General features: G+C 68.1%; 19 protein-coding genes. 3 read left to right on the top strand and 16 right to left on the bottom strand.

Annotation, left to right across the window (positions count from 1 at the left end; translation table 11 throughout):
• Positions 1 to 87: 87 nt before the first annotated feature.
• On the top strand, positions 88 to 723 hold the full coding sequence (gene ribA / locus AC5W54_RS01580; protein ID WP_495960314.1) for a GTP cyclohydrolase II: 636 nt from the start codon (positions 88 to 90) through the stop codon (positions 721 to 723).
• Between the two features lie 44 nt (positions 724 to 767).
• The gene (gene trhA / locus AC5W54_RS01575) at positions 768 to 1,439 is read left to right on the top strand and encodes a PAQR family membrane homeostasis protein TrhA (protein ID WP_495960313.1); all 672 of its coding nucleotides are present in this window, start codon (positions 768 to 770) and stop codon (positions 1,437 to 1,439) included.
• A gap of 11 nt (positions 1,440 to 1,450) precedes the next feature.
• On the opposite strand, the gene AC5W54_RS01570 is transcribed toward trhA, so the two are convergent.
• A complete protein-coding gene (locus AC5W54_RS01570) occupies positions 1,451 to 2,080 on the bottom strand; it encodes a glutathione S-transferase family protein (protein WP_495960312.1) in 630 nt (209 codons plus the stop codon).
• A gap of 190 nt (positions 2,081 to 2,270) precedes the next feature.
• On the opposite strand from AC5W54_RS01570, the gene AC5W54_RS01565 reads away from it, so the two are divergent.
• Positions 2,271 to 2,846 carry a hypothetical protein gene (locus AC5W54_RS01565; protein ID WP_495960311.1) on the top strand — a complete coding sequence of 192 codons (576 nt, stop codon included), beginning with the start codon at positions 2,271 to 2,273 and terminating at the stop codon, positions 2,844 to 2,846.
• Between the two features lie 32 nt (positions 2,847 to 2,878).
• Here AC5W54_RS01565 and AC5W54_RS01560 read toward each other — a convergent pair whose 3' ends face one another.
• The 15 genes from AC5W54_RS01560 to tagH form a co-directional block, all read right to left on the bottom strand.
• On the bottom strand, positions 2,879 to 3,982 hold the full coding sequence (locus tag AC5W54_RS01560) for a hypothetical protein (protein WP_495960310.1): 1,104 nt from the start codon (positions 3,980 to 3,982) through the stop codon (positions 2,879 to 2,881).
• A gap of 36 nt (positions 3,983 to 4,018) precedes the next feature.
• Complete coding sequence (locus tag AC5W54_RS01555) at positions 4,019 to 7,498, bottom strand: toxin VasX (protein WP_495960309.1); 3,480 nt, start codon at positions 7,496 to 7,498, stop codon at positions 4,019 to 4,021.
• A 12-nt stretch (positions 7,499 to 7,510) separates the two neighbouring features.
• Complete coding sequence (locus AC5W54_RS01550; protein WP_495960308.1) at positions 7,511 to 8,422, bottom strand: DUF4123 domain-containing protein; 912 nt, start codon at positions 8,420 to 8,422, stop codon at positions 7,511 to 7,513.
• A 5-nt stretch (positions 8,423 to 8,427) separates the two neighbouring features.
• Positions 8,428 to 10,485: a type VI secretion system Vgr family protein gene (locus AC5W54_RS01545; protein ID WP_495960307.1), complete on the bottom strand. Its 2,058-nt coding sequence runs from the start codon at positions 10,483 to 10,485 to the stop codon at positions 8,428 to 8,430.
• A 1-nt stretch (position 10,486) separates the two neighbouring features.
• Positions 10,487 to 10,774: a type VI secretion system PAAR protein gene (locus AC5W54_RS01540; RefSeq protein ID WP_495960306.1), complete on the bottom strand. Its 288-nt coding sequence runs from the start codon at positions 10,772 to 10,774 to the stop codon at positions 10,487 to 10,489.
• Positions 10,775 to 10,813: 39 nt separating this feature from the next.
• The gene (locus AC5W54_RS01535) at positions 10,814 to 11,401 is read right to left on the bottom strand and encodes a GNAT family N-acetyltransferase (RefSeq protein WP_495960305.1); all 588 of its coding nucleotides are present in this window, start codon (positions 11,399 to 11,401) and stop codon (positions 10,814 to 10,816) included.
• Positions 11,385 to 15,047, bottom strand: a complete 3,663-nt coding sequence (gene tssM / locus AC5W54_RS01530) for a type VI secretion system membrane subunit TssM (protein WP_495960304.1) — start codon at positions 15,045 to 15,047, stop codon at positions 11,385 to 11,387. Before tssM ends, AC5W54_RS01535 begins: the two co-directional genes overlap by 17 nt.
• Positions 15,048 to 15,138: 91 nt before the next feature.
• The gene (tssA, locus tag AC5W54_RS01525) at positions 15,139 to 16,575 is read right to left on the bottom strand and encodes a type VI secretion system protein TssA (RefSeq protein WP_495960303.1); all 1,437 of its coding nucleotides are present in this window, start codon (positions 16,573 to 16,575) and stop codon (positions 15,139 to 15,141) included.
• 10 nt (positions 16,576 to 16,585) lie between these two features.
• Complete coding sequence (gene vasI, locus AC5W54_RS01520) at positions 16,586 to 17,233, bottom strand: type VI secretion system-associated protein VasI (RefSeq protein WP_495960302.1); 648 nt, start codon at positions 17,231 to 17,233, stop codon at positions 16,586 to 16,588.
• Entirely contained in the window at positions 17,230 to 18,834 is a 1,605-nt protein-coding gene (locus AC5W54_RS01515) for a sigma-54 interaction domain-containing protein (protein ID WP_495960301.1), read from the bottom strand. Before AC5W54_RS01515 ends, vasI begins: the two co-directional genes overlap by 4 nt.
• Before the next feature lie 4 nt (positions 18,835 to 18,838).
• Positions 18,839 to 21,451, bottom strand: coding sequence for a type VI secretion system ATPase TssH (gene tssH, locus AC5W54_RS01510; RefSeq protein ID WP_495960300.1), 2,613 nt, complete (start codon positions 21,449 to 21,451; stop codon positions 18,839 to 18,841).
• An 8-nt stretch (positions 21,452 to 21,459) separates the two neighbouring features.
• On the bottom strand, positions 21,460 to 22,302 hold the full coding sequence (gene icmH, locus AC5W54_RS01505) for a type IVB secretion system protein IcmH/DotU (RefSeq protein ID WP_495960299.1): 843 nt from the start codon (positions 22,300 to 22,302) through the stop codon (positions 21,460 to 21,462).
• A gap of 3 nt (positions 22,303 to 22,305) precedes the next feature.
• Positions 22,306 to 23,640, bottom strand: coding sequence for a type VI secretion system baseplate subunit TssK (gene tssK, locus AC5W54_RS01500; RefSeq protein ID WP_495960298.1), 1,335 nt, complete (start codon positions 23,638 to 23,640; stop codon positions 22,306 to 22,308).
• Positions 23,640 to 24,179, bottom strand: coding sequence for a type VI secretion system lipoprotein TssJ (gene tssJ, locus AC5W54_RS01495; protein WP_495960297.1), 540 nt, complete (start codon positions 24,177 to 24,179; stop codon positions 23,640 to 23,642). The genes tssK and tssJ overlap by 1 nt, the downstream gene beginning before the upstream one ends.
• Positions 24,176 to 25,582, bottom strand: a complete 1,407-nt coding sequence (tagH, locus tag AC5W54_RS01490; RefSeq protein ID WP_495960296.1) for a type VI secretion system-associated FHA domain protein TagH — start codon at positions 25,580 to 25,582, stop codon at positions 24,176 to 24,178. Before tagH ends, tssJ begins: the two co-directional genes overlap by 4 nt.
• Positions 25,583 to 25,585 lie beyond the last annotated feature (3 nt).

Here is a 25,585-nt window from a genome sequence, read left to right as displayed (position 1 = left end):
AGGCGACAACCGTGAGCCCGTCGCGCCTTCCTGCTAGAATGGCGCTCCACTTGCCGGCATTGCCGTGGTCTGACACCGAGGTAACCCGTGACGATTCGATTCATCGCCGCCTCCCGGCTGCCCACCCCCTGGGCCACCTTCACCATGCATGGCTTCGAGGATGAGGCCACCGGCAAGGATCATATCGCCCTGACGCTGGGTGACTTGGCCGACGGCGAGCCGGTGCTGGGACGGGTGCACTCCGAGTGCCTGACGGGCGACGCGCTGTTCTCGATGCGCTGCGACTGCGGTTACCAGCTCCAGGAGGCGCTCAAGCGCATCGCCGACGAGGGGCGCGGCGTGCTGCTCTACCTGCGTCAGGAGGGGCGGGGCATCGGCCTGCTCAACAAGATCCGCGCCTACCACCTGCAGGACCAGGGGGCGGACACCGTGGAGGCCAACGAGCAGCTGGGCTTCGGCGCCGACCTGCGCCGCTACGACCTCTGCGTTCCGATGCTCGAGCATCTCGGTGTCAGCGCCCTTCGGCTGATGACCAACAACCCGCGCAAGGTCGACGCCCTGACCAGGGCCGGTGTCACCGTGGCGGAACGGGTACCGCTGACCACGGGTCTCAATCCTCATAACGAACAGTATCTTTCGACCAAGGCCGGCAAGCTCGGCCACATGATGGCGCTGGGCGACTTCACCCAGGCCAGCGATGTGGATATCGAACGCAAGCCCTGAACGCTACCCCGCGTCGGGGCAACTCCTATCAAGGAGAGGACCCGATGACTCACTCTGCACCGGCAGGCGAGCACCACTACAGCGTCATCGAGGAGTTGCTGCACAGTGTCAGTCACGGCGTCGGCGCGGTGCTCAGCCTGGGCGGGGTCACGGTGCTGCTGGTGCTGGCCAGCCTGGCTGCGGAGGTCGACCCCTGGAAACTCGTCGGCATCAGCCTCTACGGCGTCACCCTGGTACTGCTCTACACCGCCTCGACGCTCTACCACGGCGTCCGCCATCCCCGCTTGAAGCGGCTGTTCCAGTTGCTCGACCACTGCGCCATCTACCTGTTGATCGCCGGCACCTACACCCCCTTCCTGCTGGTCAACATGCGCGGCCTCACCGGCTGGACCCTGTTCGCCATCGTCTGGTCCCTGGCCCTGGGCGGCATCGCCTGCAAGCTGGTCTGGCCCCACCGGTTCGCCGTGCTGCGCGTGGCCATCTACCTGGTGATGGGCTGGATGATCGTCTTCGCCGGCAGCGAGATGGCGGCCAGCCTCTCGTCGAGCGGCATCACCCTGCTGATCGCCGGCGGCATCACCTATACCCTCGGCGTGGTCTTCTATGCGATCCAGGCGATTCCCTTCAACCACGCCATCTGGCATCTGTTCGTCCTCGGCGGCAGCACCTGCCACTACTTCGCGGTCTATACCGCCGTGCTGCCCTTCGGGGCCTGAGGATCCGCCGCTCAGGCCGGCTCGGCGGCCTGCTGCTCGCGCTCGACGGCCCTGGCCAGGGCGGGCCGCGACACGCAGCGCTGGCGGTAGGCCTCCAGCGACTCCGGCAGGCGGTGCTTGAACTTCACGCCCCAGCTCAGGGTATGGCCCATCAGCAGGTCCGCCAGGGTGAACCGCTCCCCCACCAGCCAGCCCTCGCCAGCGAAGCGCCGCGCCAGCGCCGCCAGGGCCCGCTGGAACTCCCAGGCCGCGGTGGGCAGCACCGCCGGCACCCGCTGCGCTTCGGGCAGGGCGAACGTGTGCTTGCCCTGGGTCCAGAGCGGCTGTTCGAGCTCGCCGATCACGAAGCTCATCCACTGGTCGACCCGGGCCCGGCCTTCGACCGACGCCGGCAGCAGGCCATCCGACTCGCCATAGCGCTCGGCCAGGTAGCGGCAGATCGCCGTCGACTCGAACAGGGTCAGCTCGCCATCCTCCAGCACCGGCACCTTGCCAGCGGGGTGACGGCCCAGGTGGGCCTCGCCCTGCCCCTCGCCGGCCATCAGGTCGACATGGCGATACTCATACGCAAGGCCCAGCTCTTCCAGGGTCCAGGCCACCCGCAGCGAGCGGGACGAGGGGAATCCGTACAGCGTGATCATCGCGGTCACTCCTTCGACGTGAAAAGCATGGTTGCCGTTACGCTAGCAGCGTACCACCCGGAGGGGAACGGACCAGCGCCACGAGGGATGGCAGTCTTGCATGGCCCCGGGATTTCAGGGAAGATGTTAGGAAACGGTGTTCGAAAACTATCTTAGCCAAGCCCCGGGCTTTTGCAAGGGCCGATCGAAGATGAACAGTACACCCGGGAACGCCAGCCGCCAGACACGCCAGGACAGGGCCGGCAGCGACACGAGCACCAGGGACCGCTATCCCGATGCGCTGCGCGCCGGGGCGCTGCTGGTGGTGGTGTTCGGCCACTGGATCGCCACCCTGCCCCGCTTCGAGCACGGGCTGATGACCTCGACCGACCACCTTCTGCTGGTCTGGACGGGCGCCGGCGTGCTCACCTGGGTGCTCCAGGTCGTCCCGCTGTTCGTGTTTGTCTCGGCCGCGGTGAGTGCGGACAGTGCCCAGCGCCGACTGGAGCAGGGCGATCGGCAGCTGCACTGGTGGGCGGGCCGGGCTCACAGCACCCGCCGACCTGCTGGAGCTGGGCACACGGGTCACCGGCAACGGCGGCGGCATCGGCTGGCTCAACGCCGCCGTCGTCTGGCTGCTGCGCGCCCATCCGCAGCCGGCGCGGGGGTCATGGCCCCAACCGGGCCGGCAGGAGCCCTGACAGGGGACACGGGACTCGAGCATGGCGGGCTCCCCTTCAAGGGGTTGGCTCCACCGAAACGGGACGACACCAAGGGGTGTGGATAACGTGACACTTGGGTTATCCACACCCGGGAGCGCTACGCCTCGACTCCCTGGCGACGATAGGCGTCGGCAAAGATCTCTTCGATGGAACGATGCGGGTTTTCCTCGCGCAGTCGGCGCGCCTCGGCTGACAGGCGAACCAGTTCCGCGCTGGGCTTGGCCCACTGCTCCTTGGGCAGTGGTTTGGACCACTCCTCCGCCTCCGCCGGGCGCAGCTGGGGGCGCGTCTTCATCAGGCGCTTGGCTTCCCACTCGGTCAGGTAGCCGGGCAGGTTCCATAGCTCGATGACGTGGTAGGCATACCAGAAGAAAGCGAAGACCGGCCCGACTTCGCCCTTGGCCCGGCGCTCGCGCATTCGGCGACGCGCATTGCGCAGCGTATGCACGCCTTCCCAGGGCGGATCGTCCTTGCCGCGCGGCAGGTGAGGGTCCTGGATTTCATGCAGGGAGTGAACTTCATACTCCATATAGGCGCGCAGCGCTTCCCAATTGCTGATCGCCAGGGGCAAGCCCGCCGTCATATATTCGAGCTTCAACCACTTGCCCGTCTCCGGGTGGGCATAGCCGACGCCCATGCCATACTGCTGCTGCACGCCATACTGGGTCGCCCCACGCGCCTCCACCACCCAGGCCATCAACGACTCCCAAGGCACGAAGACGGTTTCCTGCGTATCGGTCAGGGTAAAGCAGACTTCACGACGCTGACGATTAAAGCGGATGGGGATGCTACGCTTCAAATCCTTCATGCCCATATAGCGGCCTAAATACATAATAAACAATCCAGCCAACCCACCTACTACGCCTGACCAAAAGAACCCGCCATATACACTCATCGCCATCGCTGCGGGCAATAATAAAAAACTTAACGCAGGAAGACCTAGCAAACATAGCAACACAAAACCACACCATCCCGATGTAATAAGCTGCCAACCAAATACATTCGGCCACCCCCCTCCTAAGTCCAGCCAGGTGTCGTTAATCTCACTTACGGCCTTGCTCATATCCAGCGGCGGCTGGCCCGTCGATAAGGGAAGGGGAGCCAGATAGGTAATGCGCCCGCCGGGAATCGCCTGGGTATCACCCGCACGATGAGGCTGAGATAGCTCAGGCTGCGGCAGGTCCGGCGCCTTGTTACGCATAGTCAAGTTCCTTTTCGTCTCTTATTAGCCTGCTGATCAAAGATCGACAGCATACCAGCTCCCGGGGTCGCCTCGGCGGGGAAATGCCGAGGGGGTATAACGCTTGTCGCTGCCAACCCCGCCGCGCGGATCGATATAGATATAGGCATCACTTGCCTGATAGTTGCCTTCGTCATCGAGGTGCTCCAGTCGCACCCCGACCACCCAATGCTCGGTCTCATACCCATGGGGGGTGGGCCGGTGTGCTGGTGCGCGCCCTGATAGAGTGACATGCCCATCCTTGTCATTGGTACTGATCACTAGCGCTTCCGCCAGCTCTGATGTCGCTTCCAGCCAGTGTTCGGGTGCCCGTACCGTGCCTTCACGCTGCCATATCTGTATAGGCTGTACCTGCCATGCCTTGAGCGCGAGGCGTACCGGTGCCTGGCCTACCAACGGGGGCTGCAGTGCCTCGGGCGATAGCCCAGGCAGATGCAGCGCGACCCGGTAGTGATCGGGACTGCGTGTCCAGTTGGGTCGCCAGCTCTCTGTGTAGATCTCTTCCAAGGTGATATGGGCGGCTTGGCTAGTACGCTGTAGCTCACTCAGATAATGCTCAAGAGATTCATTGCCCGCTTCCACTCCCCAGGGAGAGTTCAACAGCCACTGGTCATGTTGACTGATATTGTGACGATTATATAGCCAGGTGCCACCGAGCTGCAGCACCGAAAACGCCAGGCCAATGGCATTGAAACGCCAAAATACAGATGCCAGATGAGGCCCTGCTGTCGCCCATGTGATCATACCGCGCGCTACGGCAATACCAGCCCTGCCACTAGAAGCTAGGCCATAGCCGTGCGCCCCCATTAACCCGACATCGCCCGTCATCGCTAGCGCAGCGGCCCCCTGAGCATTGCCATTGCCACTGCGCACGGCATCCTGCCAGTTAGCTCTATTCCCATATAAACTAAACGCGGAAGCCAGGATGCCAGTAAAATAGCCTGCAATACCTAACCCGTAGTGCATTCGCCCCAACTGAGAATATACACCACTTGAGCGGCTGGCATTGGCAGCACTCGACAAGGCACCCGCCTGGGCATGAAGTGCAGTATCGCCAATACTTTGCGCTGCCAAAAACCCTGCTGCTGCTGTCGCAAATGTTGCCGCCCAGAACTTCCTCTTTAATTCAATTATTTCTTCTCTCGTCGCATCATCCCCCACATTGCTCAACGCCTTTGAAGCTGCCCACAGCCCCACCGCCTGGCCAATAAACACCAGCAACCCCACACCATCACCTAATAGTCCTGCCGGCGGGGCACGGTAGATTCCCTGACGGAGGTTGCTGGTCAGCCGCCCGACTGCCACGGCCTTGCCGGCATCATCGAACTCCAGCACCAGGCCGGCTCGGCCACTGTCGCCTTCCGACAAGGTAAGGTCGTCGGCACCCACGTCGCCAACCGGACTCAAGCCCGCCGCCAGGCGATGCTCGTTGGCGTCCAGTTGTGCCTGTACCCCACGGCGCTCAGCACTCAACCGGTCTCGCTCTGCTCCGGTCGCCTGACGCTTTCTGTTGTTCAAGCTGGTGAGGCGCTGGCGTAGGGCCAGGGTCTCTTCCACCAGATCCATCAGCTCTTCTAGACTCTGCGTCGAGAAAACGAAGCGGGCGCTGTTCTCCTTGGCGGCATCGACTATGCGCGCCCAGACAGCGGGGGGATCAAGCTGGCGAAACAGGTCCTCGAGATCGGGCATGGTGAAACCGCTCTGCCCGGTGGCCTGTTGCAGTTGCTCCATGATCCTGGCTAGCCCGGCGCCTACCGCAGGTGTCAGGTTGGTTCTGGCACCATTCGCCAAGGATTGGATATTTTCAGGCAGTTCCGCTAGGTCGGGTAGCTTTCCATTTTCGGCCCCTTTCAGCCTAACTACCCAGCTGTCCAGATGATTCAGAATGCCGTATCCCGCGGCGATGAGAGATGTATAGTCCTTGATCAGCGCCGCTTGCTCCTGCAAGCTGCGGGTATGGAAAAGAGGGCGATCGTACTCGGGATGCTCCGTCAACCACTGCTTTATTCTGTCGATGACCTCATCGTCTCGACAGATATCCCGCGTGCAGGCGTATTCCGCCGAGAAGGCTTTCTCTACCTGCGCTTCGTTATCGGCGTCAAAATACCAGGCTGCCAAGTGGAAGTAGCTGGAGCACAGCATATCGGCCCGGTCTTGGCTGATATTTGCCAGCAGGGCATGCCAGCGCGCTAGCTTGGGCCGCTGCTGTTCCAGAAATTGATCCATGTCGCCGCGGCGAATGAGGCCGTTGACCCCGCGCTGACCAAAGGAAGCCCCTTCCAAAATATCGCGGACGCGCCGGTTATTGGTTTGCTTGAGGTCGAGCAAGGTGTCCAGATGCTTCTCGATAAAGCCATTATCGGCTTCTGCCAAGGCATCGTTGGCATAGTAGCGGCGTATCTCCTGCTGTTGGATTTGCTGGATCTCATAGGCATTGGTTCGACTCGGTTTTGGGCTTACCTCGAGCAACCTCTCTCTAAGATCATCTGGCAAGTCAGGATCGTAGGACTGCGGAAGCGCTTCATCTTCATTCAGATAGTCCAGTACCGTTTGCCGAGCTTCCTCTCTATTCGGCTCCTCCAATGCCTCCAGGTCTTGCCAAAGCTCCCGTTCCGACGACCCTTCTTCCCCGGGCGCCAGTGACTCCAATGTCTCGGCCGTCAACTGTGTGATGGACTCGATATAACAGCCGAGCAGATAGTTACGCTGCGTACGTTCTTCATCTTCCTCGGCCCATTCCTCGATCCACCCCACCACGTTGTCCTGGTACATGGCCAGGTCGCGCATGACACCGATATCGTCCCGCACGACCAGGCACAGGCATTCGTCGCGATCCTCGACCTTGTGCTGCTTGAGCAGTTTTCCAAGACGGGACTTGTGATAGTAGTGATCGTTCTCCCAGTGGTAGGCCTCGCCTTCCTGCTCGTGGCCGCCTTCGGGTTGTTCCAGCTCGGCATCTTCGGCGAATTCGGCCACCCACTCTTCTGCCTGGGCCGTGGTGATCAGGTGTTCCCCGCCACCGGAAACGGGATTGGCTCCCGAGAGATCGACGGCCTGCATGAAGGCGTCGCGATCCGCTTCGCTCTGCTGCACCTGGGCACGCTTGGCGTCGGTCCACTGCACTTCGGAGAAGCAGACGTAGAGGGTCCGATCCGTCTCGTACTCGAGTTTGCCGCCGGTGATCGTATCGCCTTGATCACGAAACTCGTATTCGGCGAGGTCGTTGGTTTCACCATCGAGCACATAAAGATAGCCGTTACGCAGCAGGCGAATGCCGAGAGGCCGCGCACTCAAGATGTAGGGAGTCGAGCACCCGGGCACCAGCTCCTCGACCAGACCGTAACGCAGCGGCAGCAGTTGAACCTTGCCGTTGAGCAGTGGGCAGGTGGCGCCCTCGTCGCTGTCGCGGCACGGCAGTTCATACGCCGCCAGTGCTCCATCACCGCGGTCATCATTGGGTCGCTCGAATGCGGACATATGACATGCTCCCTATGTCATGATGGGGGATTGATGTGTGTTGGCCGCTTTCAGGGCGGCCTCGAGACGCTCGAGGCTGCTGAGATGCTTCGCCGTGAGCCAGCGGTAGGCGGGGGTATCGGTGGCGCGATCGCTCCAGGTAGTGATGCCGAGACGGGCCATCAGGGTGCATAGCAGCGCCCATTCCCGCGGCGAGGTGAAGCCCATGTCACGGGCTTCACGCACGATCTCGAGGAGCTGGACATGACGCTGCGGCCGGCTCGTCTCCATCAGCCAGCCAGCGCAGTGCTGGTCGACAAAACCCATTAACTGCCGGGCATGCCGGCGCAGGTCGCAGGCCTGCAGCCGTTGAAGTTGAGCCTCGGATAGGCGATAGCCTGCCGGGGTAGGCGCCAGTGGGGGCGCTTCGTCCTCAGCCGGCACCCAGCTATGCCACGCCTCGGCCACGGCATCCGGCAGCACCAGGCGCTCGTTGGGCCCCCACGGCACCAAGGCCGGCGTACTACCCTCCTGCAACAGAGCAGCGATGACCGCCGGGTCGGCCAGCCGCAGCAGCATCGGAATACCGCTGGGGTGCACGACCTGGATCAAGCCGCGCAGATGATCGCCCAGCTCGGTGAGGCTGGCTCCGCTCTCGACCAGATAGCCCCACTCCGGCTCCAGGCCATCGGCGAGGAAAGCCTGGAGCACCGGATCATCCAATCCCTTCAGCTGCACCAACCAGGGGGATACGTCTTTCACCTCGGCCCAAGGGGTGCCGGCGTAGAGCAGGTCTGCCTCCAGCCTGCCTGCGGACCATTCATAGAGCCGGCGTGGCAGTTCCGGCACTCGTACGCCATCGAGGAGCAGATAAACCTGCTTCTCGACGGGCCAGGCCCATCCACCCCCCGATAGTCCCGACGTCAACGGCCAGAGTTCCATCATGGTCTTCAACCGCTGTTGCCCGATTCACACACTGGACACAAGGCCTGCTGCTGCAACAGTGCCGCGTGCTGTGGCGCCTGCACCGGGGTGAACTGGGGCGCCGCCTCCACCTCCCGTGGCAACACCGGCGCCTGGGCCGCCTGGCCGGAGCCGGAGCCGGGGCTGCCGCCGGAGTTGATCTTGACGCTGGTACCGACGATGGTCACGCCGCTGGGGTCGAGCTTGATGAAGCTGCCGCCGGCCTGGAGGGTGATCTCGGCACCGGCCTCGATCACGACCTTCATGCCCGCCTGGTGGTGGATCTCCTGGCCGGCCTCGACCAGTTGGGCGCGGCCGACCTTCTCGTGGCGGCTGGCGTCGACGATCAGGTGGTCGTCGCCGTCGACCTGGGTGTGGCGCTGGCCGTGCACGGTGAGGTGATCATCGCCGTGGATCTCGCTCACGCGGTCGTGGTGCACGGTGAGGTGGCTGTCGTGGCCGATCTCCTCGGTGCGGTCGTGGTGGGTCAGCAGCTCCAGGTCCTTCTGGGCGTGCAGCCAGATCTGCTCGCGCTCGGCCTGGTCCTCGAAGCGCAGTTCGTTGAAGCCGTCGCCCTGGTGGCTCTGGGTGCGCAGCACCGTGCGGGTCTTGTGTTCGGGCAGGGAGTACGGCGGCGTGTTCACCGCGTGGTAGGTGCGCCCGGTGATCAGCGGCTGATCGGGGTCGCCCTCGAGGAAGGACACGATCACCTCGTGCCCGATCCGGGGAATCGCGATGCTGCCATAGCCGCCGCCGGCCCAGCCCTGGCTGACGCGAAGCCAGGCACTCGCCGTTTCGTTGGGCTCGGCATAGCGGTCCCAGGGGAACTGCACCTTGACCCGGCCGTGCGCGTCGCAGTGGATCTCCTCACCTTCCGGGCCGACCACGAAGGCGACCTGGGGGCCGTCGACGCGGGGCTTGGGGTCGGGCGCGGGGCGCCAGGCGGTATCGGCGGGGGTCAGTACCAGGTCGTTGTGGTATTTCGTCATCCCGGCCGCATCGCCCTGACTCTCTCCCAGGGCTATGCCGTCCTCCTCCAGCGCCTGGGGTTGCTCGCCGTGGTGCTCGACCGTCACCACCTGCCAGTCGCGGTTGAGGCTGTCGGCGTCGTGGCCCGCGAGGGTGAAGCGGGTGCCGGGGGCCAGCTCGGGCAGGTCGCTCTCGGCCTCGGCAGTCAGCGCATCGTGGCGCAGGTGCTCCAGGCGCAGGCGGGTGAAGGCCTCGCCGGAGGCGTCGGCCTTGTAGCGCCCGGGGTAGTCGTAGTGCTCGTAGTCGGCCCGCTGGGCATGTTGTTCCAGGCCCTCGGCCATGTGCTCATGAAGTTGCGCATACGCCGGTTGCTTGAACGAGTAGTCCTTGAGGGTCGCCGAGGCCGGCCGGACCCGCGACACCTGGCGGAGCTTGCGCACATGGCGCCGCGGCGGCGTGCCGCCGGCGCGGGCGTGGTAGGTGCGCTCGCCGAGGCCGGCCAGCACCTGGGGGTCGTCGGCGAACACCAGCCGGTGGACGCCGCCGGCCTCGTTCTCGAACTCGTGGAAGTAGAACAGCCCCTCCTCGGCGGCCAGGCGCTGGATAAAGGCCAGGTCGGTCTCGCGGTACTGCACGCAGTACTCGCGCTCGGCGGGCTCGCGGGTCACCGCGAAGGCCACATCACGCAGGCCGCGCTCCTCGCACAGGGTGTTGATGATGGTCAGCGGCGAGACCTTCTGGAAGATGCGCGAGTTGTGGCGCAGGCCGAGGCGCCACAGTGCCGGCTGGAGGGTCAGCGTGTAGCGGGTGCGGCGGTGGCCGCGGTCGCCGCGGCCGAACTCGGTGGCGATACCATGGATGCGGCGCAACGGCGCGCCGTCCTGCCAGATCGTCAGGGTCAGCTCGCGGTCGAGGAAGGTCTCGGGCGAGAGGTCGCCGTCGCGGCTGGCGAGGTTGACGACCAGCGCGAAGGGCGCCGAGAGGGTTTCGGTCAGCGTGAAGTCGACCACCGCCAGGTCGACGTTCTCAGCGCCGGCGAGCGCCAGGGTGAACTGCAGTCCGGTTGCGTTGGCCATCTCAGCTGCCCTCCCCGGTGGCCGAGCCGATCACCACCCCGCCGCAGCTCACGGCATGGCCGGTGAGCGCCGCCGGCTTGCCGTCGATCAGGATGCTGCCCGAGCCCTCGGCGATGGTACGCGGATGCGTCGAGTGCTTGGACTTGTCGTGCGGCGCCAGGGGGTCGCCCTGGCGCGCCACCGGCTTGCCGTCGATCGTCACCGTGGGGCTGCCGGCAGTCACCGGCGTGGGGGGGAAGCCATCGTGGTCGGTACCGATGTCCCCCACGAGTACGAGCTTGCGTCCCATCTGTCGTTCTCCTGTGTCGTGTTGCCTTGCAGGCAGGACCTAGTCCCACTCGGCCGGCGCCTCGAAACTGGCCACGTTCGAGGCGTTGACGTGCATGCGCTGGAAGCCGGCCTTCTCCAGGCTGCGGATCGCCGCCTCGCAGGCCAACGGCAACCGGGTTCGTAGTGGGGTGCCGCCCAGGCTGCGCCGCGCCGCCAGCAGCAGCCGCGCCCCGTGGCCACTGCCCTGCCACTCCGGCTCGATGAAGAAGAAGCGCAGCTGCCAGGCCGCCTCGTCATCCGGCCGGCAGGCCAGCAGCATGCCCAGCGGCGGCCCCTCGCCGTGTTTGAGCACCAGCAGCCGGCCCTGCCAGTGGGCCACGTGGCTACCGTCACGCTGCAGCCACAGGCCGCGGTGGGCGGTGAACTCGAGGGCCCGCCGGAGCGTCGCCAGGCGTGTCTCGTCGCGCAGCACCCAGGGGGAGTGCCCCCGGGCATCGGCACGCTGCGCCGCCGCGAGGAAGCGCTCGATATCCTCTTCCCCGGCCGACTCCAGGCCATCCGCGGTCGCGGTATTGTCCGTCGCCGGGGCGCTCGGCGCCTTCTCCTTGCGCTTGCCGGGGAGCAGCCGCTTAACTATCGCCAGCATCGAAGCCTCCCTCGGCGTACAGGGCGGTGGGCAGCTGGTAGTCGGCGACCAGCGGGCGCGTGAAGGGGTTGCGCGAGCCGTTGGCGTGCAGCCGATAGCGCATCGAACCGCCGTCCACGTGGAAGCGCAGTTCCAGGTCGCGCTCGCTGGCGCTGGTGATCTCGGCCTCGTCGAGCAGCCGGAACCAGGCCCAGGCGCCGTCGCGGGTCAGGCTGCGCGGCGAGCGGTTGACCTGACTCGGCACCAGGGTCACACGGCTCTCGTTGCCGCCACGCAGGGCATTGGGCCAGATCATCGAGACCCGGTTGCTGGCGCTGTGGGCGTACTCGATCAACTGGCCATCGACGTTGATCACGCTGCGCCGCTTGTCGGGACTGAGGCTGAGCGGCTCCAGCGAGAACTCCACGTCGAGCACGCCGTCGCGGCCGAAGTAGGCCTGGCGGATGTGCTCGGCACGCTCGATGGCGATGAGCACGCTGTCACGCAGCAGCGAGTTGCCCTCGGCATCGAGCAGCTGCTCCGGCGCTTGCTCGATGAAGGGCCGCAGGTTGTCCTGATAGAAGCTGTCGAGGGTGCCACCGGCGGCGAAGAAGGCCTCGAAGTCGCTCAGGGCCACCTCCCGCGAGGCCTCGCGGGCCAGTGGATAGCGGCCGACCAGTCGATCCTGGTACGGCGCGACCACCTCGTCGAGCCACTGGTGCTCGAGATGCCGAATGGCGCTGGCCATCAGCAGTTGCCAGCTCTGGTCGGCCAGGCTCTCGAGCATCCGGTCCACCGGGGCGGGGGTGTCCTCGGCGATGCGCCTCAGGTCGTGAATGGGGTCGCCGCCGCGCAGCGCCAGGCGGTCACGGGCGCTGACGAAGGCCGCACGCCCCGGATCGCTGGCCCCCTGCACCTGACGCAGGGTGTCGCGCAGCTCGGCGATGGCCGTCTTGATCTCGGCGATAGCGGACGGGTTGTCCCCCCGGGCGTCGAGCAGACCGTTGAGGTCGCCGAAGTTCCGCTCGATCTCGCCGGCCAGGCGGTAGCGCGGCGAGCGCTCCAGCGCCTGGCGGGCCGCCTCGTCGTCGACCGGCAATTCGGGGTAGAGGCGGGTATGGTGGGCGATCTCGTCGAGCAGGCGATCCAGTGGCCGACTGGCGCCGAGCAGGGTATCCGCCACCACCACGGCCTGGTCGATATCGGGAATCGGCACCAGGTCGATGTCGTCCAGCACCTGGCGCCAGGTCACGTGATAGTCGCCGATATAGCGCTCGCGCAGGGCGTCGCGCAGCTGACGCTGGTCGGCCTCGCTGAAGGCGATGTCGTCACGTCTCCCCAGCACCCAGAGGTCGATCAGCGCCAGCTCGGTGGCCTGTTCGATCTCCTTGAGGAAATAGCCCTCGAAGCCGTCACGGGTCACCAGGCTGGGCAGGCGCAGCTTGTCCGGGTCGTCGTTGCGTGCCATGAACACCGCGCTGAAGGCCGGCCCCACGCCCTGGCGAAGGTCCAGCACCGCGCCGCTGCGCCGGTCGCTGTTCGCCTTGAGGGTGGCGTAGACCCGCTCGTCCATGGGCTGGCGCGACAGCTCCTCCTGGGCGGCCTGGAGGCTGCCGCGCAGCGGGGTCATGACCAGCTCGGCGTGCCGGTCGCCCGCGGCCGCGTGTCCCTCCAGGTCGGTATGGACCAGGGCGTAGTCGAGGTGGTCGAGCAGGCGCTCCTGCACGCTGCCACGCTGGGGAAACTCGCGCTGCCAGCGCCGGGCCATGAAGTCGTGCACCCGCTCGGGGTGGCGACCGCTGGCATCGGACATCATGCGCAGGATGCGCAGCAGCGCCAGCTTCTCGTTGCTGCCCGCTTCGGTGCGGTTCATGTCATCCATGATCCCGACCATCAAGGCGGGCAGGAAATGGTACTCGAGCATGGCCAGATAGGCGCCTTCCACCTCGCGGCCCACCGAGCGCCCCTGGTAGAGTCCCATGTCGGCCAGCCACGGCAGCTGCTCACGGTAGTCGCCGAACTCGAGGGTGGCGCTGCGCAACCGGTCCAGCGGCTCGAGCAGGGCATGGCCGGTGGGGTCGTCGCCACGCAGCTCGCCCGGCTGGGCGGCCAGGAAGTCCCGGGCCTTCTCTTCCACGGACGCGAGTGCGGCGGCGTTCTTCTGGTAGAAGTGGCTCCAGCCGCCGACCAGAACCAGGCCCCCGAGCAGGCAGGCCAGTACGCTGGTCCGCCGCAGACGCCGGCGCCGGCGTGCGGCGCGAGCGTTGTCGCCGGCGAGCCCCGCCTCGGGGTAGATCACCTTGTCGAACAGCTCCTCGGTGAAGTAGAGCGCGCTGCGCGCCGCGCGATGGGCTGGCTGCACGCTGTCGGCCATGCCGTAGCGGCGCGCGGCGGCGTCGACGAAGGGGTCCTCGGGCACCCCCTGCTGGTAGACCGAGGTGAAATAGGTACCGCGCACCATGGCCGCGGTGGAGAAACGATCGCTGGAGAGCGCCTCGCGCAGGAAGCCGAGCAGCACGTCGCGCAGGCCGGCGAACTGGCGCACGAAGCGGAACACCGACTCGCGCTCCTCGCGGTCGCGGCACTCGGCGAGCAGCGACGGCAGGCTGCGGTTGAGCCGGTCGAGCATGTCGTCGTAGGCGGTGGCGAACTCCTCCTCCCACCGATCGGGCCTGTCGAGGCTGGCGGGGCTGAAGGTGAAGCCCAGGGGCGCACGCCGCGCGGCCCGGGAGTAGTGGCGAAAGAAGTCGTCGAAGCCGTGCAGCAGGTCCATCTTGCTGAAGGTCACGTAGACCGGCAGCCGCGCGCCGTGACGCTCCATCAGCTCGCGCAGGCGAGCCCGCAGCAGCGAGGCGTAGGCCTTGCGCACCGCCACCCGGGCATCGCTCAGCCGAGCCAGGTCGAGCACCAGCACCACGCCATCGAGGGGGCGCTGGGGGCGGTTGCGCTCCAGCCAGTCGACGAAGTGATCCCACAGTCGGCTCTGCAGCTCCTGGGGCTCGCCGCCCTCCAGCGCCCCCTGGGTCAGCAGCTCGCCGTCCGGGTCGATCAGCACTGCCTTGTCGCCGATCCACCAGTCGAAGCCGAACTGGCCCTTGCGGCCCTGGCCGGACGCCTTCATCACATGGGTCAGGGCGAAGTTCTGGCCGGAGCGGTTGATCAGGCTGGTCTTGCCTGCGTTCTCGACGCCCATCACCAGGTACCAGGGCAGCCGGTAACGCGCCCCCGGGCCACCCCCCAGGTTATCGACCAGCTCATTCAGGGTGGCGTCGAGGGACTCCTCCTGCTGCTCGACCTGCACCTGGGCCGGGTCGAGCTGCAGGCGCTCGGCGTGGCGCCGCTCGGCATCCAGCTCGCGCAGCCGCCGCGCCAGGCGAATGCTCCACACCAGCGCCACCAGGGTGACCAGTGCCAGGGTCGCCAGCAGCCGGTTGAGCCAGGGCCCCAGCGGCTGGCTGCCGCGCACTTCCCACATCGGTCCCAACCACCAGATCGCCACGACCAGGGCGGCCAGCAGCAGGCACCAGAGCAGGGCCGAGAGCCTGCTCGCCTTCTTGCCGATCCCCCGGGCCTTGTTGCCATGCCCCTTGGCCAGATTGGCGTTGCCTTGCGCGCGTGAGGCGCCGGGTACCCAGCGACTCAGCCCTGACTTCAACCCTTTCCACATGAGCCTTATCCCTCGTCCCTGTCGATGGTGCCGTCGAGCACGTTGTCGTGCATGAAGTGGTTCATCCGCCGGATGCCGTTCGTGAATGCCGTCATGTCGCCAGCGAGGCCTCGAGCCGCGACAGCAGCCCCGGCTCCCACTGCTCCAGGTCGAGGCCCGCCACGGAGTGCTGCACCGCCCGGTAGTGCTGGGCGGCCAGCGCGGCCAGCCCCGCCTCGTGCAGCAGGTCGGCGCTGGCCAGCCGCCAGTAGGCGGTCTCGCGGGGCGATCGCGCCTCGGCCAGCCCCCGATCCAGGACCGCCAGGGCGGCCTCCAGCCCCTCCACGGCGAGGGCGTCACGGGCCTGTGCCAGCCCCGCCTGCCAGGGGTCGCCGCCGCCATCGCCCGTCGCGGACGCTGTCCCACCGGCCGGCGCGCTCTGCAGCCAATGCCGTGTCTCGTCGTCGACGAAGGGGCTGCCGTCGTTGAACCTCAGCGCCTCCAGGCCGGGCAGCCGGGACACGAAGCGCGACGCCTCGTCGCGAATCGCCTCGGCGCAGCGCGGATGGCCGAGCCGCTCGGCCAGGGTCGCGCTCAGCCGGTGACCCTCGAGCCAGTAGGGGCTGACCGCCAGGCTGTTCTCGATGCGCCGCCACAACTCGGCGTCGCCGCCGCGGATCAGGGCATCGCGGTAGTCCGCCACGCGGTCGGCGGCCACCGGCGCCAGCTCGGTACGCCCGCCGTCGCGGGAGGCCGGCAGCGCCTGGATGGCGCCCCAGATGGCGTGACGCCGCAGCCGATAGCACAGCGCCTCCCCGGGCGACTGCTCGCCGAGGAAATCGGCCATCTTGAGCAGCGCCTGGCGGTTGGCGCGCTCGTTGCCGGCTTCCAGGCGCACCTCCGGCATCTTCGCCGCCGGCGGCGCCTCGTCGCGACCACGCGTGGTGACGGGCGCCTCGCCGGCGGCGCCGCGCCTGGTGGCCGCCGGCGCCGACGATGCCTGACGGGGCCGTGCCTGCTGCAGCTGACGGCGCAGCTCCACCAAGGCGTCGTCCGGCAACTGTCGATCCCGCGCGCCGGCCAGCAGCGCATCGAGGGCGGCCTGGCACACCTGGTGCTCGTCTTCCGCATTGCTGAAGTCGAGCGGTTCGGCGAGCGCCGCCGCCCGCTGGGTGAACTGACGGAACAGGCGGGGCCGCAGCCGCGCGCCCTTCGGCCCCTGGAAGGGGTAGGCGCGGTCCCACCACTGCTCGAGACTGCCCGCCAGCAGATGCAGCGACAGGGCGAAGCGCACGCCGTCGCCCTCGCGCTGCAGGCAGTGCAGCAGGTGGCCGAGCACCTTGAGGTCCTTGCCGGCCTGGCCGAGCAGTTTCGCCGCCCGCGCCTCGGCGCCTTCCCAGTCGACCTCGCCATGTTGCAGCGAGCCGATCTTCATCATCTCCTCGTCGAGCCAGGCATAGTCGCTGCTCTCATCGAGGGGCCGGCCCACTCCGTCGGGTTCCAGGGGCGCCAGCAGGGGGGCCAGATGCGCTTCACTGGTGATTCGCATGCCAGACTCCTTACCAGCGACAGGCGTCGCGCAGCGGTTGAATGTGCTGACGCAGCCCCGCTATCTCGAAGCGCAGGCCATCCAGCACGCCGAGGTCGCTGCCCAGCACCAGCTCGTCGGCGTCGAGCAGCTGACGCAGGGTGGCGATGGCCGGCAGTCCGCGGCCACCACTGACCACGTAGCCGCCGTCGCGTACCCGCCACTCCTGGCGCTGTTCGCGGCCGGCGGCCATCAGGCGCAGTTGGGTACGTGGCTCGCTCACGGCCGTCGGCAGATGCAGCTGGAAACGGGTGATCGATTTCTCGCAGGCGATGACCAGTTGCGGGCGCGGCGGCACGCTGCCCAGGGCCGGCACGCTCATCAGCACCTCGTCCGGCGTCTCGCGCACCAGCAGCCCCATGTCGTCACCGTCCCGCGCCGCCTCCTGGGCGTTGATCGCATGCCAGAGGGCCGGCCGGGGATCACCGTTAGCCAATGCGTCGTCGACGGCCTGGAACAGGGCGTCGTAGCACCCCAGCCGTTCCAGCCGCGAGTCCAACGCCGCGCACTCGTGGGCGCTCTCCAGCAGTTCCTCGGCGGCCAGCGCGCCGGCGCTGTGGAACAGCGCCATGGCCAGTCCCAGCCACAGCGCCGGGCGCATCGTGAAGCTCACTCTCATTTGGCATCCAGTTCCAGCTGTCGGCACTTGTGTGCCAGGGTCCGCTTGGGCAGGCCGAGACTCTCGGCGGCCAGGGCGCGATTGCCGCCGAACAGCAGCAGGCGCTGGCGAATCAGGTCGGCCTCGTAGTCACGCAGGGCACGGCGCAGATCGTGCACCTTGCTCGCGGCCTCGGCCGCGTTGTCCTCACCGTCGGTGCCGCTGCCCGGGGGGGTGTCCTCGGGCTCCGGCTGGCCGGGCAGGGCCTGGGGCTCGATATCGTCCCCCGGCCGGGTCATGGCACAGGCGTAGTCGATCAGGTTCTTCAGTTCGCGCACGTTGCCGGGGTAGTCGCGTTCGCGCAGCTGACGCAGGGCGGCCGGGGTGATGCCGAGCTCGTCGCGCCCCTCCCGGGCACTGGAATCGGCGGCGAAGGCCTCGGCCAGCGCCGCGATGTCCTCGCGCCGCTCGCGCAGCGGCGGCAGGGTCAGCGGAAACTGCCCGAGCCGGTAGTAGAGGTCGGCACGGAAGCGCTGGTCGCGAATCCGCTCGCGCAGCGGCTGGTGCGTCGCCGACACCAGGCGCAGGTCGGCCTGGCGCTCCTCGCTGGCGCCCAGCGGGCGGTAGCGCCCGCTCTCCAGCACCCGCAGCAACTTGGCCTGCAGGGGCAGCGGCATGTCACCGATCTCGTCGAGGAACAGGGTGCCGCCGTCGGCCTGGCTGATCAGGCCCTCGCGGGCCTGGTCGGCCCCGGAGAAGGCGCCCCTGGCGTGGCCGAACAGCTCCGACTCGAGCAGCGCTTCGGGAATCGCCGCACAGTTGATCGCCATAAAGGGCCCGGCGTGACGGGCCGACAGCCGATGAATGGCTCGCGCCACCCGGTCCTTGCCGGTGCCGGTCTCGCCCTGCAGCAGCACCGCGAGATTGGTCTCGGCGGCGCGCACGACCTGGCGGCGCAGGGCCTGCATGGCGGCCGACGTGCCCAGCAGGTCACCGGCCAGGCGTTCGGCGAGCGCCTGGCGGCGTGCGCCGTCGTTGAGCTGGGCCAAAGACTGGCGCAGCCGCGCCTCGCGGTGGCGCTCCCCCTGGTGGCGCGACAGCCGGGCCCACAGCCGGCACAGCAGCGATTCGAAGGCGGCGAACTCGGCATCCTCCGCGAGGCCCGCCAGCACGGTGTCATCGCCGGCCATGGCCAGGGCACCGAGCCACTCCCGCTCGCCGTCCAGGGCGCGCAGCGGGCGGACCTCGAGCTGCAGGCTGCCGGGCAGCGCGGCCACCTGGGCCTGGAAGTCCGGGTGGTCGAGCCGCGTGCGGGCCTCCGCCAGGCCCAGCCGCAACGGCTTGCCCTGGCGGATGGCGTGGGCATAGGGGTGGCGGAAGTCGTCGCAGGCCAGGCGGGCGCCGTCGCGGTCGCTGCCCAGCCAGCGACCGCTCTCCTCGAGGTAGATGCAGGCCACCCAGGCGAGCCCATGGCCGTCGCGCAGCAGCCCGCCGCCGCGCTCGCGCAGCTCGGCGGGGGTGGCGCTCTCGACCAGCGCCAGGGCCCTGGCCATGCCGGCGAGGCCCTGCCCCGTCGGCTGGCCGCCCTCGTTACGACGCCGGTCGATCGCCCTCACGCCCATGGCCTTACCCCACCTCCGCGGTAAAGGCGCCGCTGTCGGCCTCGACGCCCAGCGCCACGCGCGTCACCGGCTCGCGGCGCGCCATGCGGTCGAGCAGGGCCCGGGAGACCGGCGGCAGCAGTTCGCCATCGATCACCGACTCGAGCATGCGCGCGCCGTTCTCGCTGCGCGTGGCGCGGGCACAGATGGCGTCGGCCAGCGCCGGGGCGAGGATCACCTCGGCCTGGCGGTGGCGCTCGCGAATGCGCTGGCCCAGGGTGTCGAGCTTGGCGAGCACGATGTCGCGCAGGGTGTCGGCGCCCAGCGGGACATAGGGCACCACCTCCATGCGCGCCAGCAGCGCCGGCTTGAAGAAGTCCGCCAGCACCGGGTAGAGCGCCTCGTCCAGGGCCGCAGGGTCGTCGGCGTGGGCGACGATGGCTTCATAGCCGAGGTTCGAGGTGAGGAAGAAGACCACGTTCTTGCAGTCGATCAGCCGCCCTTCCCCGTCGGCCAGCTCGCCCTTGTCGAAGGCCTGGTAGAAGAGGTTGAGCACGTCCGGGTGGGCCTTTTCCACTTCGTCGAGCAGCACCACCGAGTAGGGCCGCTGACGGATCGCCTCGGTCAGCAGGCCGCCCTCGCCGAAGCCCACGTAGCCCGGCGGCGAGCCGATCAGCCGCGAGACGGTGTGCTTCTCCTGGTATTCGGACATGTTGATGGTGGTGAGGAACTGGCGACCGCCGTAAAGCCGCTCGGCGATCTGCACCACGGTCTCGGTCTTGCCCACCCCGCTGGGCCCGACCAGCAGGAAGGCCCCCAGCGGCCGGCCGGGGCGGCGCAAATCGGCACGGGCGGTGAGCAGGTGGCGGTGAACCCGCTCGATGGCAAGGTCCTGGCCCTGCACCAGCTGGCCCAGGTAGCCGGGTAGCTCGGTGAGGCGGGTCAGCTCGTCGCTGGTCATGCGCTCCACCGGCACGCCGGTCCAGTCGCCGATGACCTGGGCGATCTGCGCCTCCTCGACGCTGGCGTTGACCAGCGCGAACTCCTGCTGCAGCGCGGCCAGGCGCGCCTCCTGCTCGACCAGGGCCGCGCGCAGGCCGTCGTGGTCGGCATCATCGGCCTCGTCATCGAGCAGCCGGCGGTGCAGGACGAGAATGGCGTCGACGCACTCGCGCTGGGCGGCCCAGGCCGTCTCCAGCGTCACCAGCTCGTCGTCGAGGCGGGCCAGCCGCTCCTCCAGCTCGGCGCTGCGCTCGGCGTCGGGCTCGCGGCCCAGCAGCCGCTCGCGATCTAGCTGGTCGCGCTCGCGCCGGGCGGCCAGGTGCTCGCTCTTGAGGTGGCTGAGCCGGCGCGGCGGAGTGTCCAGCGCCTGGGAGAGCCGTGCGCAGGCGGTATCGAGCACGTCGATGCCCTTGTCGGGTAGCTTGCGGCCGGCCAGGTAGCGGGCCGAGAGTTCGGCGGCGGCACGCAGCCCGCTGTCGCCGACCAGCACCCCGTGGGCGCGCTCGTAGACGTCGCGCAGGCCGCGCAGGATCACCAGCGCCTGCTCGACGCTGGGCTCGGACAGTGCCACCGGCTGGAAACGCCGCGACAGCGCCGGGTCCTTCTCGACGTACTTCTTGTACTCGCGCCAGGTGGTGGCGGCGATGGTGCGCAGCTCGCCCCGCGCCAGGGCCGGCTTGAGCAGATTGGCGGCGTCGCCGCCGCCTTCCGCGTTGCCGGCGCCGATCAGGGTATGGGCCTCGTCGATGAACAGCAGGGTCGGCCGCGGGGCGCTCTTGACTTCGTCGATCACCGCCTTGAGGCGCTTCTCGAACTCGCCCTTGACTGCGGCACCGGCCTGCAGGGCGCCGAGGTCGAGCGCCAGCAGCTCGACGTCGGCCAGCGCCGCCGGCACCTCGCCGGCCACGATGCGCGCGGCGAGCCCCTCGACCACCGCGCTCTTGCCGACTCCGGCGTCGCCGATGACGATGGGGTTGTTCTTGCGCCGGCGGCCGAGGATGTCGAGCATCTGGTCGATCTCCGGGTCGCGGCACAGCACCGGGTCGAGTTCGCCGCGCCGCGCCTGATCGGTCAGCGAGGTGGCGAAGCGGGCCAGGGCACTGTCGCCCTGGCTCGCGCCGGGCTGGCGGCGACCCGAGCTCGGCTCCTGGTCCCGGGGCGCCTCGGCGGAGTCCCGGGTCAGCCGCTCGAAGTCGCGGCGCAGGCTCTCGCGGTTGATCTCGGCCAGCAGCGCGGTGCTCTTCGGCCCCAGGTAACGGCCGACGTTGTGCAGCAGGGCGGTGAAGATCATCCCGCTACGCAGCGAATCGTGAGCGAACTCGGTGGTCGCCAGCAGCCAGGCGTCCTGGAGCAGCTCCACCAGCAGCGGCGAGAAACTCGGCGTGGCCACCTCGAGGTCGCGCGGCGGCCGCGACTCCTCGGCGAGCCGGGCGCGCAGGTCGAGGGCCTCGATGCCCTGCCCGTCGAGCAGGCAGCGCAGGTCGCACAGCGGCTGGTCGATCAGCGCCTGGAGCAGGTGGCCGGCGGTGACTTCCGGGGCCTGCTGCTCGGCGCACAGCAGCGCGGCCTGTTCGAGCCCCTGGCGGGAGATGGCGTTGAGTCGGCCGATGAGTGCCGGAAGCGCGACCCTGAGCATGGTCTCTCCTAACGGTAAATCTGATCGAGCAGGGCGCCGACCTGGGCCGCCTGCTGGTCCAGCGACCACGAGAACCCCAGATAGGCCCCCACCATGGCCGCGCCGAACAGCGCGAAGACCGACCACACCGGCAGGCCCCGGCCGTGGCGCCGGCGGCCCGGCACCACGTTGTCGAGCGGCCGGGTCAGCATGTCGTCGGGGGTCTCGCCGAGCGCCGCGAGCTGGTCGCCGAGGGCGCGCACCACGTGCTCGTACTCCTCGCGGCCATGGGTCATGACCCGGTAGCGGCCCTCGAAGCCCAGGCACAGGCAGAGGTAGATGAAGGCCAGCATGTCGCGATAGCGCTGCGGCTCCTGCTGCAACCGGGAGAGGATCGAGAAGACCTTCTCGCCGCCCCAGGTCTCGTTGTGGAAGCGGGTCAGCAGCGAGTGCTCCGCCCACTTGCTCTGCTGTCCCCATTCGGTGCCCATCACGGCTTCATCGATGAACGAGCAGAGCACATAGCGGTAGGCCAGCAGCGTGGGGCGGTCGTAGCCCTGTTCGGTGAGCTCGATCTCGATCGCCGAGATCTCGTCGACCACCTGGCGGTAGAGCCGCTCGATGTCGCTCACGGTGTCGAGCTGGCGTACCCGCACCACCATGCCCAGCAGCGAGCTGGCGGCATCCACCAGCGGGTTGAGGTTGTGGCCGCGCAGGCGGAACCAGTAGTCCTCGTCGGCGTCCAGGTGCTCGGCATGGCTATGGATCAGCCGCTCCAGCCCCCGCTCGTTGATGCGATCCTCGTGGCGGGAGGGGGAGTAGCGGTCGATGGCGCCGGCATCGGGGTCGAATGGCGTGGCAAGATCTTGCATGGCTTAGCTCCTGATCGCCCAGAACTGCATTTCCAGGCCGGGAAATTCGCCCGCCACGTGGAAGGCGAAACCACTGGCGCCGTCGAGCATGCTCCAGGCCTGGCTCTGACGGTCGAGCCGGAAGTAGCTGTAACCGGCGTGATAGGGCAGCTCGCGCGGCGCCACCGGCAGAGGCTCCAGCGGCACCCCCGGCAGTTGCAGGCTGATGAGGTCGCGGATGCGCTCGACGCTGGCCACCTTGGTCTGCTGCAGGAACAGCTTGCGCAGCCGCTCGTTGGGCATGTCGGCGCGTACCGCAAGGATGAAGTCGGCGTCGTCGAGCAGCCCCGCATCCGACAGCGGCGCGACCAGCAGGCCATAGCGTCGCGCCTGCAGCTGGATCGCCAGGGCCCGTGGCTCGAGCACCGTCGACAGCGCCTGGCGCAGGCCCTGCATCAGCATGCGGAAGGCACGCTCGGGGTGGTCGTGGTCGTAGGCCGGGTACTCCGGCGGCAACCGCGACTCGTCGGTGAAGGTGACCAGCTCGCTGGCGGTCTCGAGCATGGTGTCGAAGAGCCGCTCCGGGTGCAGCTGCCCGAGGCGCGCCAGGTGCTGGAAGCGTGGCTGGGCCCGGTTGAGCAGCTGCAGCAGCATGAAGTCGGAGACGTCGGCCACCCCGGTCTGGTGAGGCGTCGAGAGACGCTGGGCGATGTTGCGCGCCCGCTCGCGCATCAGGCCGGCCATCTCGCCGACGAAGCGTTGCAGGGAGGGCGCCGCCTGGACGTTGAGCAGGGTCGGCAGGAACTGCTCGTCGAGCACCAGGCTGCCGTCGGGGCGCCGCTCGACGATGCGCGCCACCGCCAGGCAGGCGTAGGCACTGCGGTCGTCGCGCTCGAGCAGCAGGCGGGGGGCGACCCGCGCCACGTCGAGCTCGGTGCTGTCGCCGTCGCGGGAGTGCAGGTCGCGCACGCCGCGCTGGGAGAGCCGATAGCGCGCCGGCAGGTCGTCGCCGGGCCAGCGCACCTCGCCCACCGCATCGGTGGCCAGCGGCAGGCCCAGGTAGACGATCTGGTTGGTGATCCCCGGGTCGTCGATCTCCAGCGGCTGCGGTTCGATGTCGTCGTCGGGCAGCTGGAAGGCGGTGCCGTCCGGCATCACCCCGCTGGCACGGCTGATGGCGATGCGCCCGAAGCTCAGGAATTCGGCGTTGAGCTCCAGCATCAAAAAGCCGTGGAGGTAGTGGCTGACGCCACGCAGGCGGGCATCGAGCAGCCCCTCCAGGCTGCGCTGCTGCTGCTGGAAGTGCTGCGGCTTGATGAACAGCCCTTCGCTCCATACCACTCGGTTGCGGCTGGCCATTACTCTTCCTTCCTCAGCTCGGCCTCGAGCTCACGCAGGTGCACCAGCAGGTGGTAGTCACCGCCCTGGGCATCGATCTTGACCACCTTCTTCCACTGGGCCTGGTCGGGGGCGCTGTAGAAGGCGATGATGCCGATGTAGCGCGTCTGTTCGTCGACCTCGAAGGGTTCATAGAACTTCCACTGCCCGGGCAGCAGGGTGAAGTCGTCATGGGTCAGGTAGTTGGTGCCCAGGGCCTCCTCGAGGTCGTTGCGCAGTTGGTCATGGTCGGCGGCCATCAGCATGGAGTCGTCCTTGAGCTGCAGGAGCTGGAAGCGCAGCGGCGTGCCGTCGCCGTCGACGTTGGGGTTGACCCCGGGCTCGGCGACCATGGCGAGGTCGACCCGGGTCGGCCGTGCCTCGGGATAGCCCACCGGGATCGCGGGATCCTTCATGACCTGCCAGGTCTTGCCGGCCGCTTCACGGGTCGAAGCACAGCCGCCGAGCAGCAGCGCCGCCACGACCACCCACAGCCAGGCCAGCTGTCGAGCCCTGCTCATGCGCCCTCCCGCTGCTGGCGGCGCACCGACTGGTCGTAGGCCTGCTCGAAGACCTCCCAGAACAGCTTGGCGAAGCCCTGCTGTCGGCCGGAGTTCAGCTCCTGGTAGTAGTGGCGATACATCTCCCAGGCCCAGCCCCCCTCGTCCTCGAGGCGGTTACCGGCACCCCGATAGGCATGGAAGCGCTTGAGCAGGGCGTCGGGAGCGAAGGCGTCGAGAATCGACTGCAGCGCCTGGCCGATGGCCTCCTCGACCGCCGCCTGGTGCTGCCCCTGGTGGGCCAGGCATTCGGCCACGGCCGCCGGTGCCGAGAGGTGCACCGGGCTGCGCCGGGCGGAGAACAGGGTCTCCACGGTCTCGCCGAAGGGCTGCCCCAGGCGCAGGGGGTTGTCCTCGATGGGCTGCAAGCGCCGATCGCGCAGCGGATAGCGGCTGTCGTCCTGGGCCCGGTGCAGCGCCTGCAGGCCGTCGATGGTGGCACGCAGGGTATTGCCGGCCTCCTCGAGGAAGGCCTGCTGCTCCGCGCTGTCGCGGAAGCGCAGGTCGGCCCCCAGGGCGCGCAGCAGGGGATCCGCGCCGACATGCCCGGTGGCGACCGGCGTCGCCTCCTGCCAGCGGTCCTCGAGTTGCTCGCCGACCGAGCGCTCCAGGTCGTTCAGCAGCCGTTCGTCCATTTCCCTGTTCATCTCCATGGTGTCCTCGTGTCGTCGAATCGTCGGCTTGGTCCGTAGCGCGTCGTGCCGCTCCCGTGAGCCGTATTCCATGCCGGCCGTGCTCGCGCCTTCCAGCTCGTCGAGCAGGGGATCGGTGACGTCGATCGCGTCCTCGTCAGGGTGCTCCAGGGCGGTGAGCGGGTCGCGATGGCTGGCGCCGGGCGTCGCTTCGCCGAGCGCCGCCAGGGGGTCGTCGTGCCGCGGCGGCACCATGCCCGCCGCCGACGAGGCCTGGACCAGCGGCATGCCCTGCCCGGCCAGCGCCTCCTGCTCCTCATTGATCAGCGCCGTCAGCGGCTGAGCCCCGGGCTGACTGGCCTGGCGGTCGCCGAGGTGCACCCGCAGGTGATACTCGCCGAGGCGCAGCTCGTCGCCGTCGCGCAGGGCGACCCGCCGGTCACGGCCGAGCGGCAGGGTGGCGTGGTTGATGAAGGTATGGCCGCTGCGGTCGATCAGGCAGAAGCGGCCGTCCTGGCGCTGGATCTGGGCGTGACCGGGGCGGATGCGCCCGGCATGGTCCTGCAGCAACCAGTCGTCGCCCGCCCCGCTGCCCAGGGAGCCCCCGGCCTCGTGAAAGACGTGGCTGCTGGTGGAGCGGCCTTCCAGGCGCTCGCTGTTGATGACCACCAGGGTGATGGCCGTGTGGGCAGTGGCATGGCGCTCGGTGGCATGAGGGTAAGCGGCTTGCATGGG

Source organism: Halomonas sp. LMYGS-3 (assembly GCF_059509875.1).
This window is presented reverse-complemented; position numbering and strand designations above follow the sequence as displayed.

Coding starts and splice junctions, on each gene's coding strand:
- tssA (WP_495960303.1), bottom strand. CDS start 16,575: ATGCGAATCACCAGTGAAGCGCATCTGGCCCCCCTGCTGGCGCCCCTG.
- AC5W54_RS01555 (WP_495960309.1), bottom strand. CDS start 7,498: ATGTCCGCATTCGAGCGACCCAATGATGACCGCGGTGATGGAGCACTG.
- tssM (WP_495960304.1), bottom strand. CDS start 15,047: ATGTGGAAAGGGTTGAAGTCAGGGCTGAGTCGCTGGGTACCCGGCGCC.
- AC5W54_RS01540 (WP_495960306.1), bottom strand. CDS start 10,774: ATGGGACGCAAGCTCGTACTCGTGGGGGACATCGGTACCGACCACGAT.
- icmH (WP_495960299.1), bottom strand. CDS start 22,302: ATGCAAGATCTTGCCACGCCATTCGACCCCGATGCCGGCGCCATCGAC.
- AC5W54_RS01570 (WP_495960312.1), bottom strand. CDS start 2,080: ATGATCACGCTGTACGGATTCCCCTCGTCCCGCTCGCTGCGGGTGGCC.
- AC5W54_RS01515 (WP_495960301.1), bottom strand. CDS start 18,834: ATGGGCGTGAGGGCGATCGACCGGCGTCGTAACGAGGGCGGCCAGCCG.
- tssH (WP_495960300.1), bottom strand. CDS start 21,451: ATGCTCAGGGTCGCGCTTCCGGCACTCATCGGCCGACTCAACGCCATC.
- vasI (WP_495960302.1), bottom strand. CDS start 17,233: ATGAGAGTGAGCTTCACGATGCGCCCGGCGCTGTGGCTGGGACTGGCC.
- AC5W54_RS01550 (WP_495960308.1), bottom strand. CDS start 8,422: ATGATGGAACTCTGGCCGTTGACGTCGGGACTATCGGGGGGTGGATGG.
- tssJ (WP_495960297.1), bottom strand. CDS start 24,179: ATGAGCAGGGCTCGACAGCTGGCCTGGCTGTGGGTGGTCGTGGCGGCG.
- tssK (WP_495960298.1), bottom strand. CDS start 23,640: ATGGCCAGCCGCAACCGAGTGGTATGGAGCGAAGGGCTGTTCATCAAG.
- AC5W54_RS01535 (WP_495960305.1), bottom strand. CDS start 11,401: ATGCTGGCGATAGTTAAGCGGCTGCTCCCCGGCAAGCGCAAGGAGAAG.
- trhA (WP_495960313.1), top strand. CDS start 768: ATGACTCACTCTGCACCGGCAGGCGAGCACCACTACAGCGTCATCGAG.
- AC5W54_RS01560 (WP_495960310.1), bottom strand. CDS start 3,982: ATGCGTAACAAGGCGCCGGACCTGCCGCAGCCTGAGCTATCTCAGCCT.
- AC5W54_RS01565 (WP_495960311.1), top strand. CDS start 2,271: ATGAACAGTACACCCGGGAACGCCAGCCGCCAGACACGCCAGGACAGG.
- AC5W54_RS01545 (WP_495960307.1), bottom strand. CDS start 10,485: ATGGCCAACGCAACCGGACTGCAGTTCACCCTGGCGCTCGCCGGCGCT.
- tagH (WP_495960296.1), bottom strand. CDS start 25,582: ATGCAAGCCGCTTACCCTCATGCCACCGAGCGCCATGCCACTGCCCAC.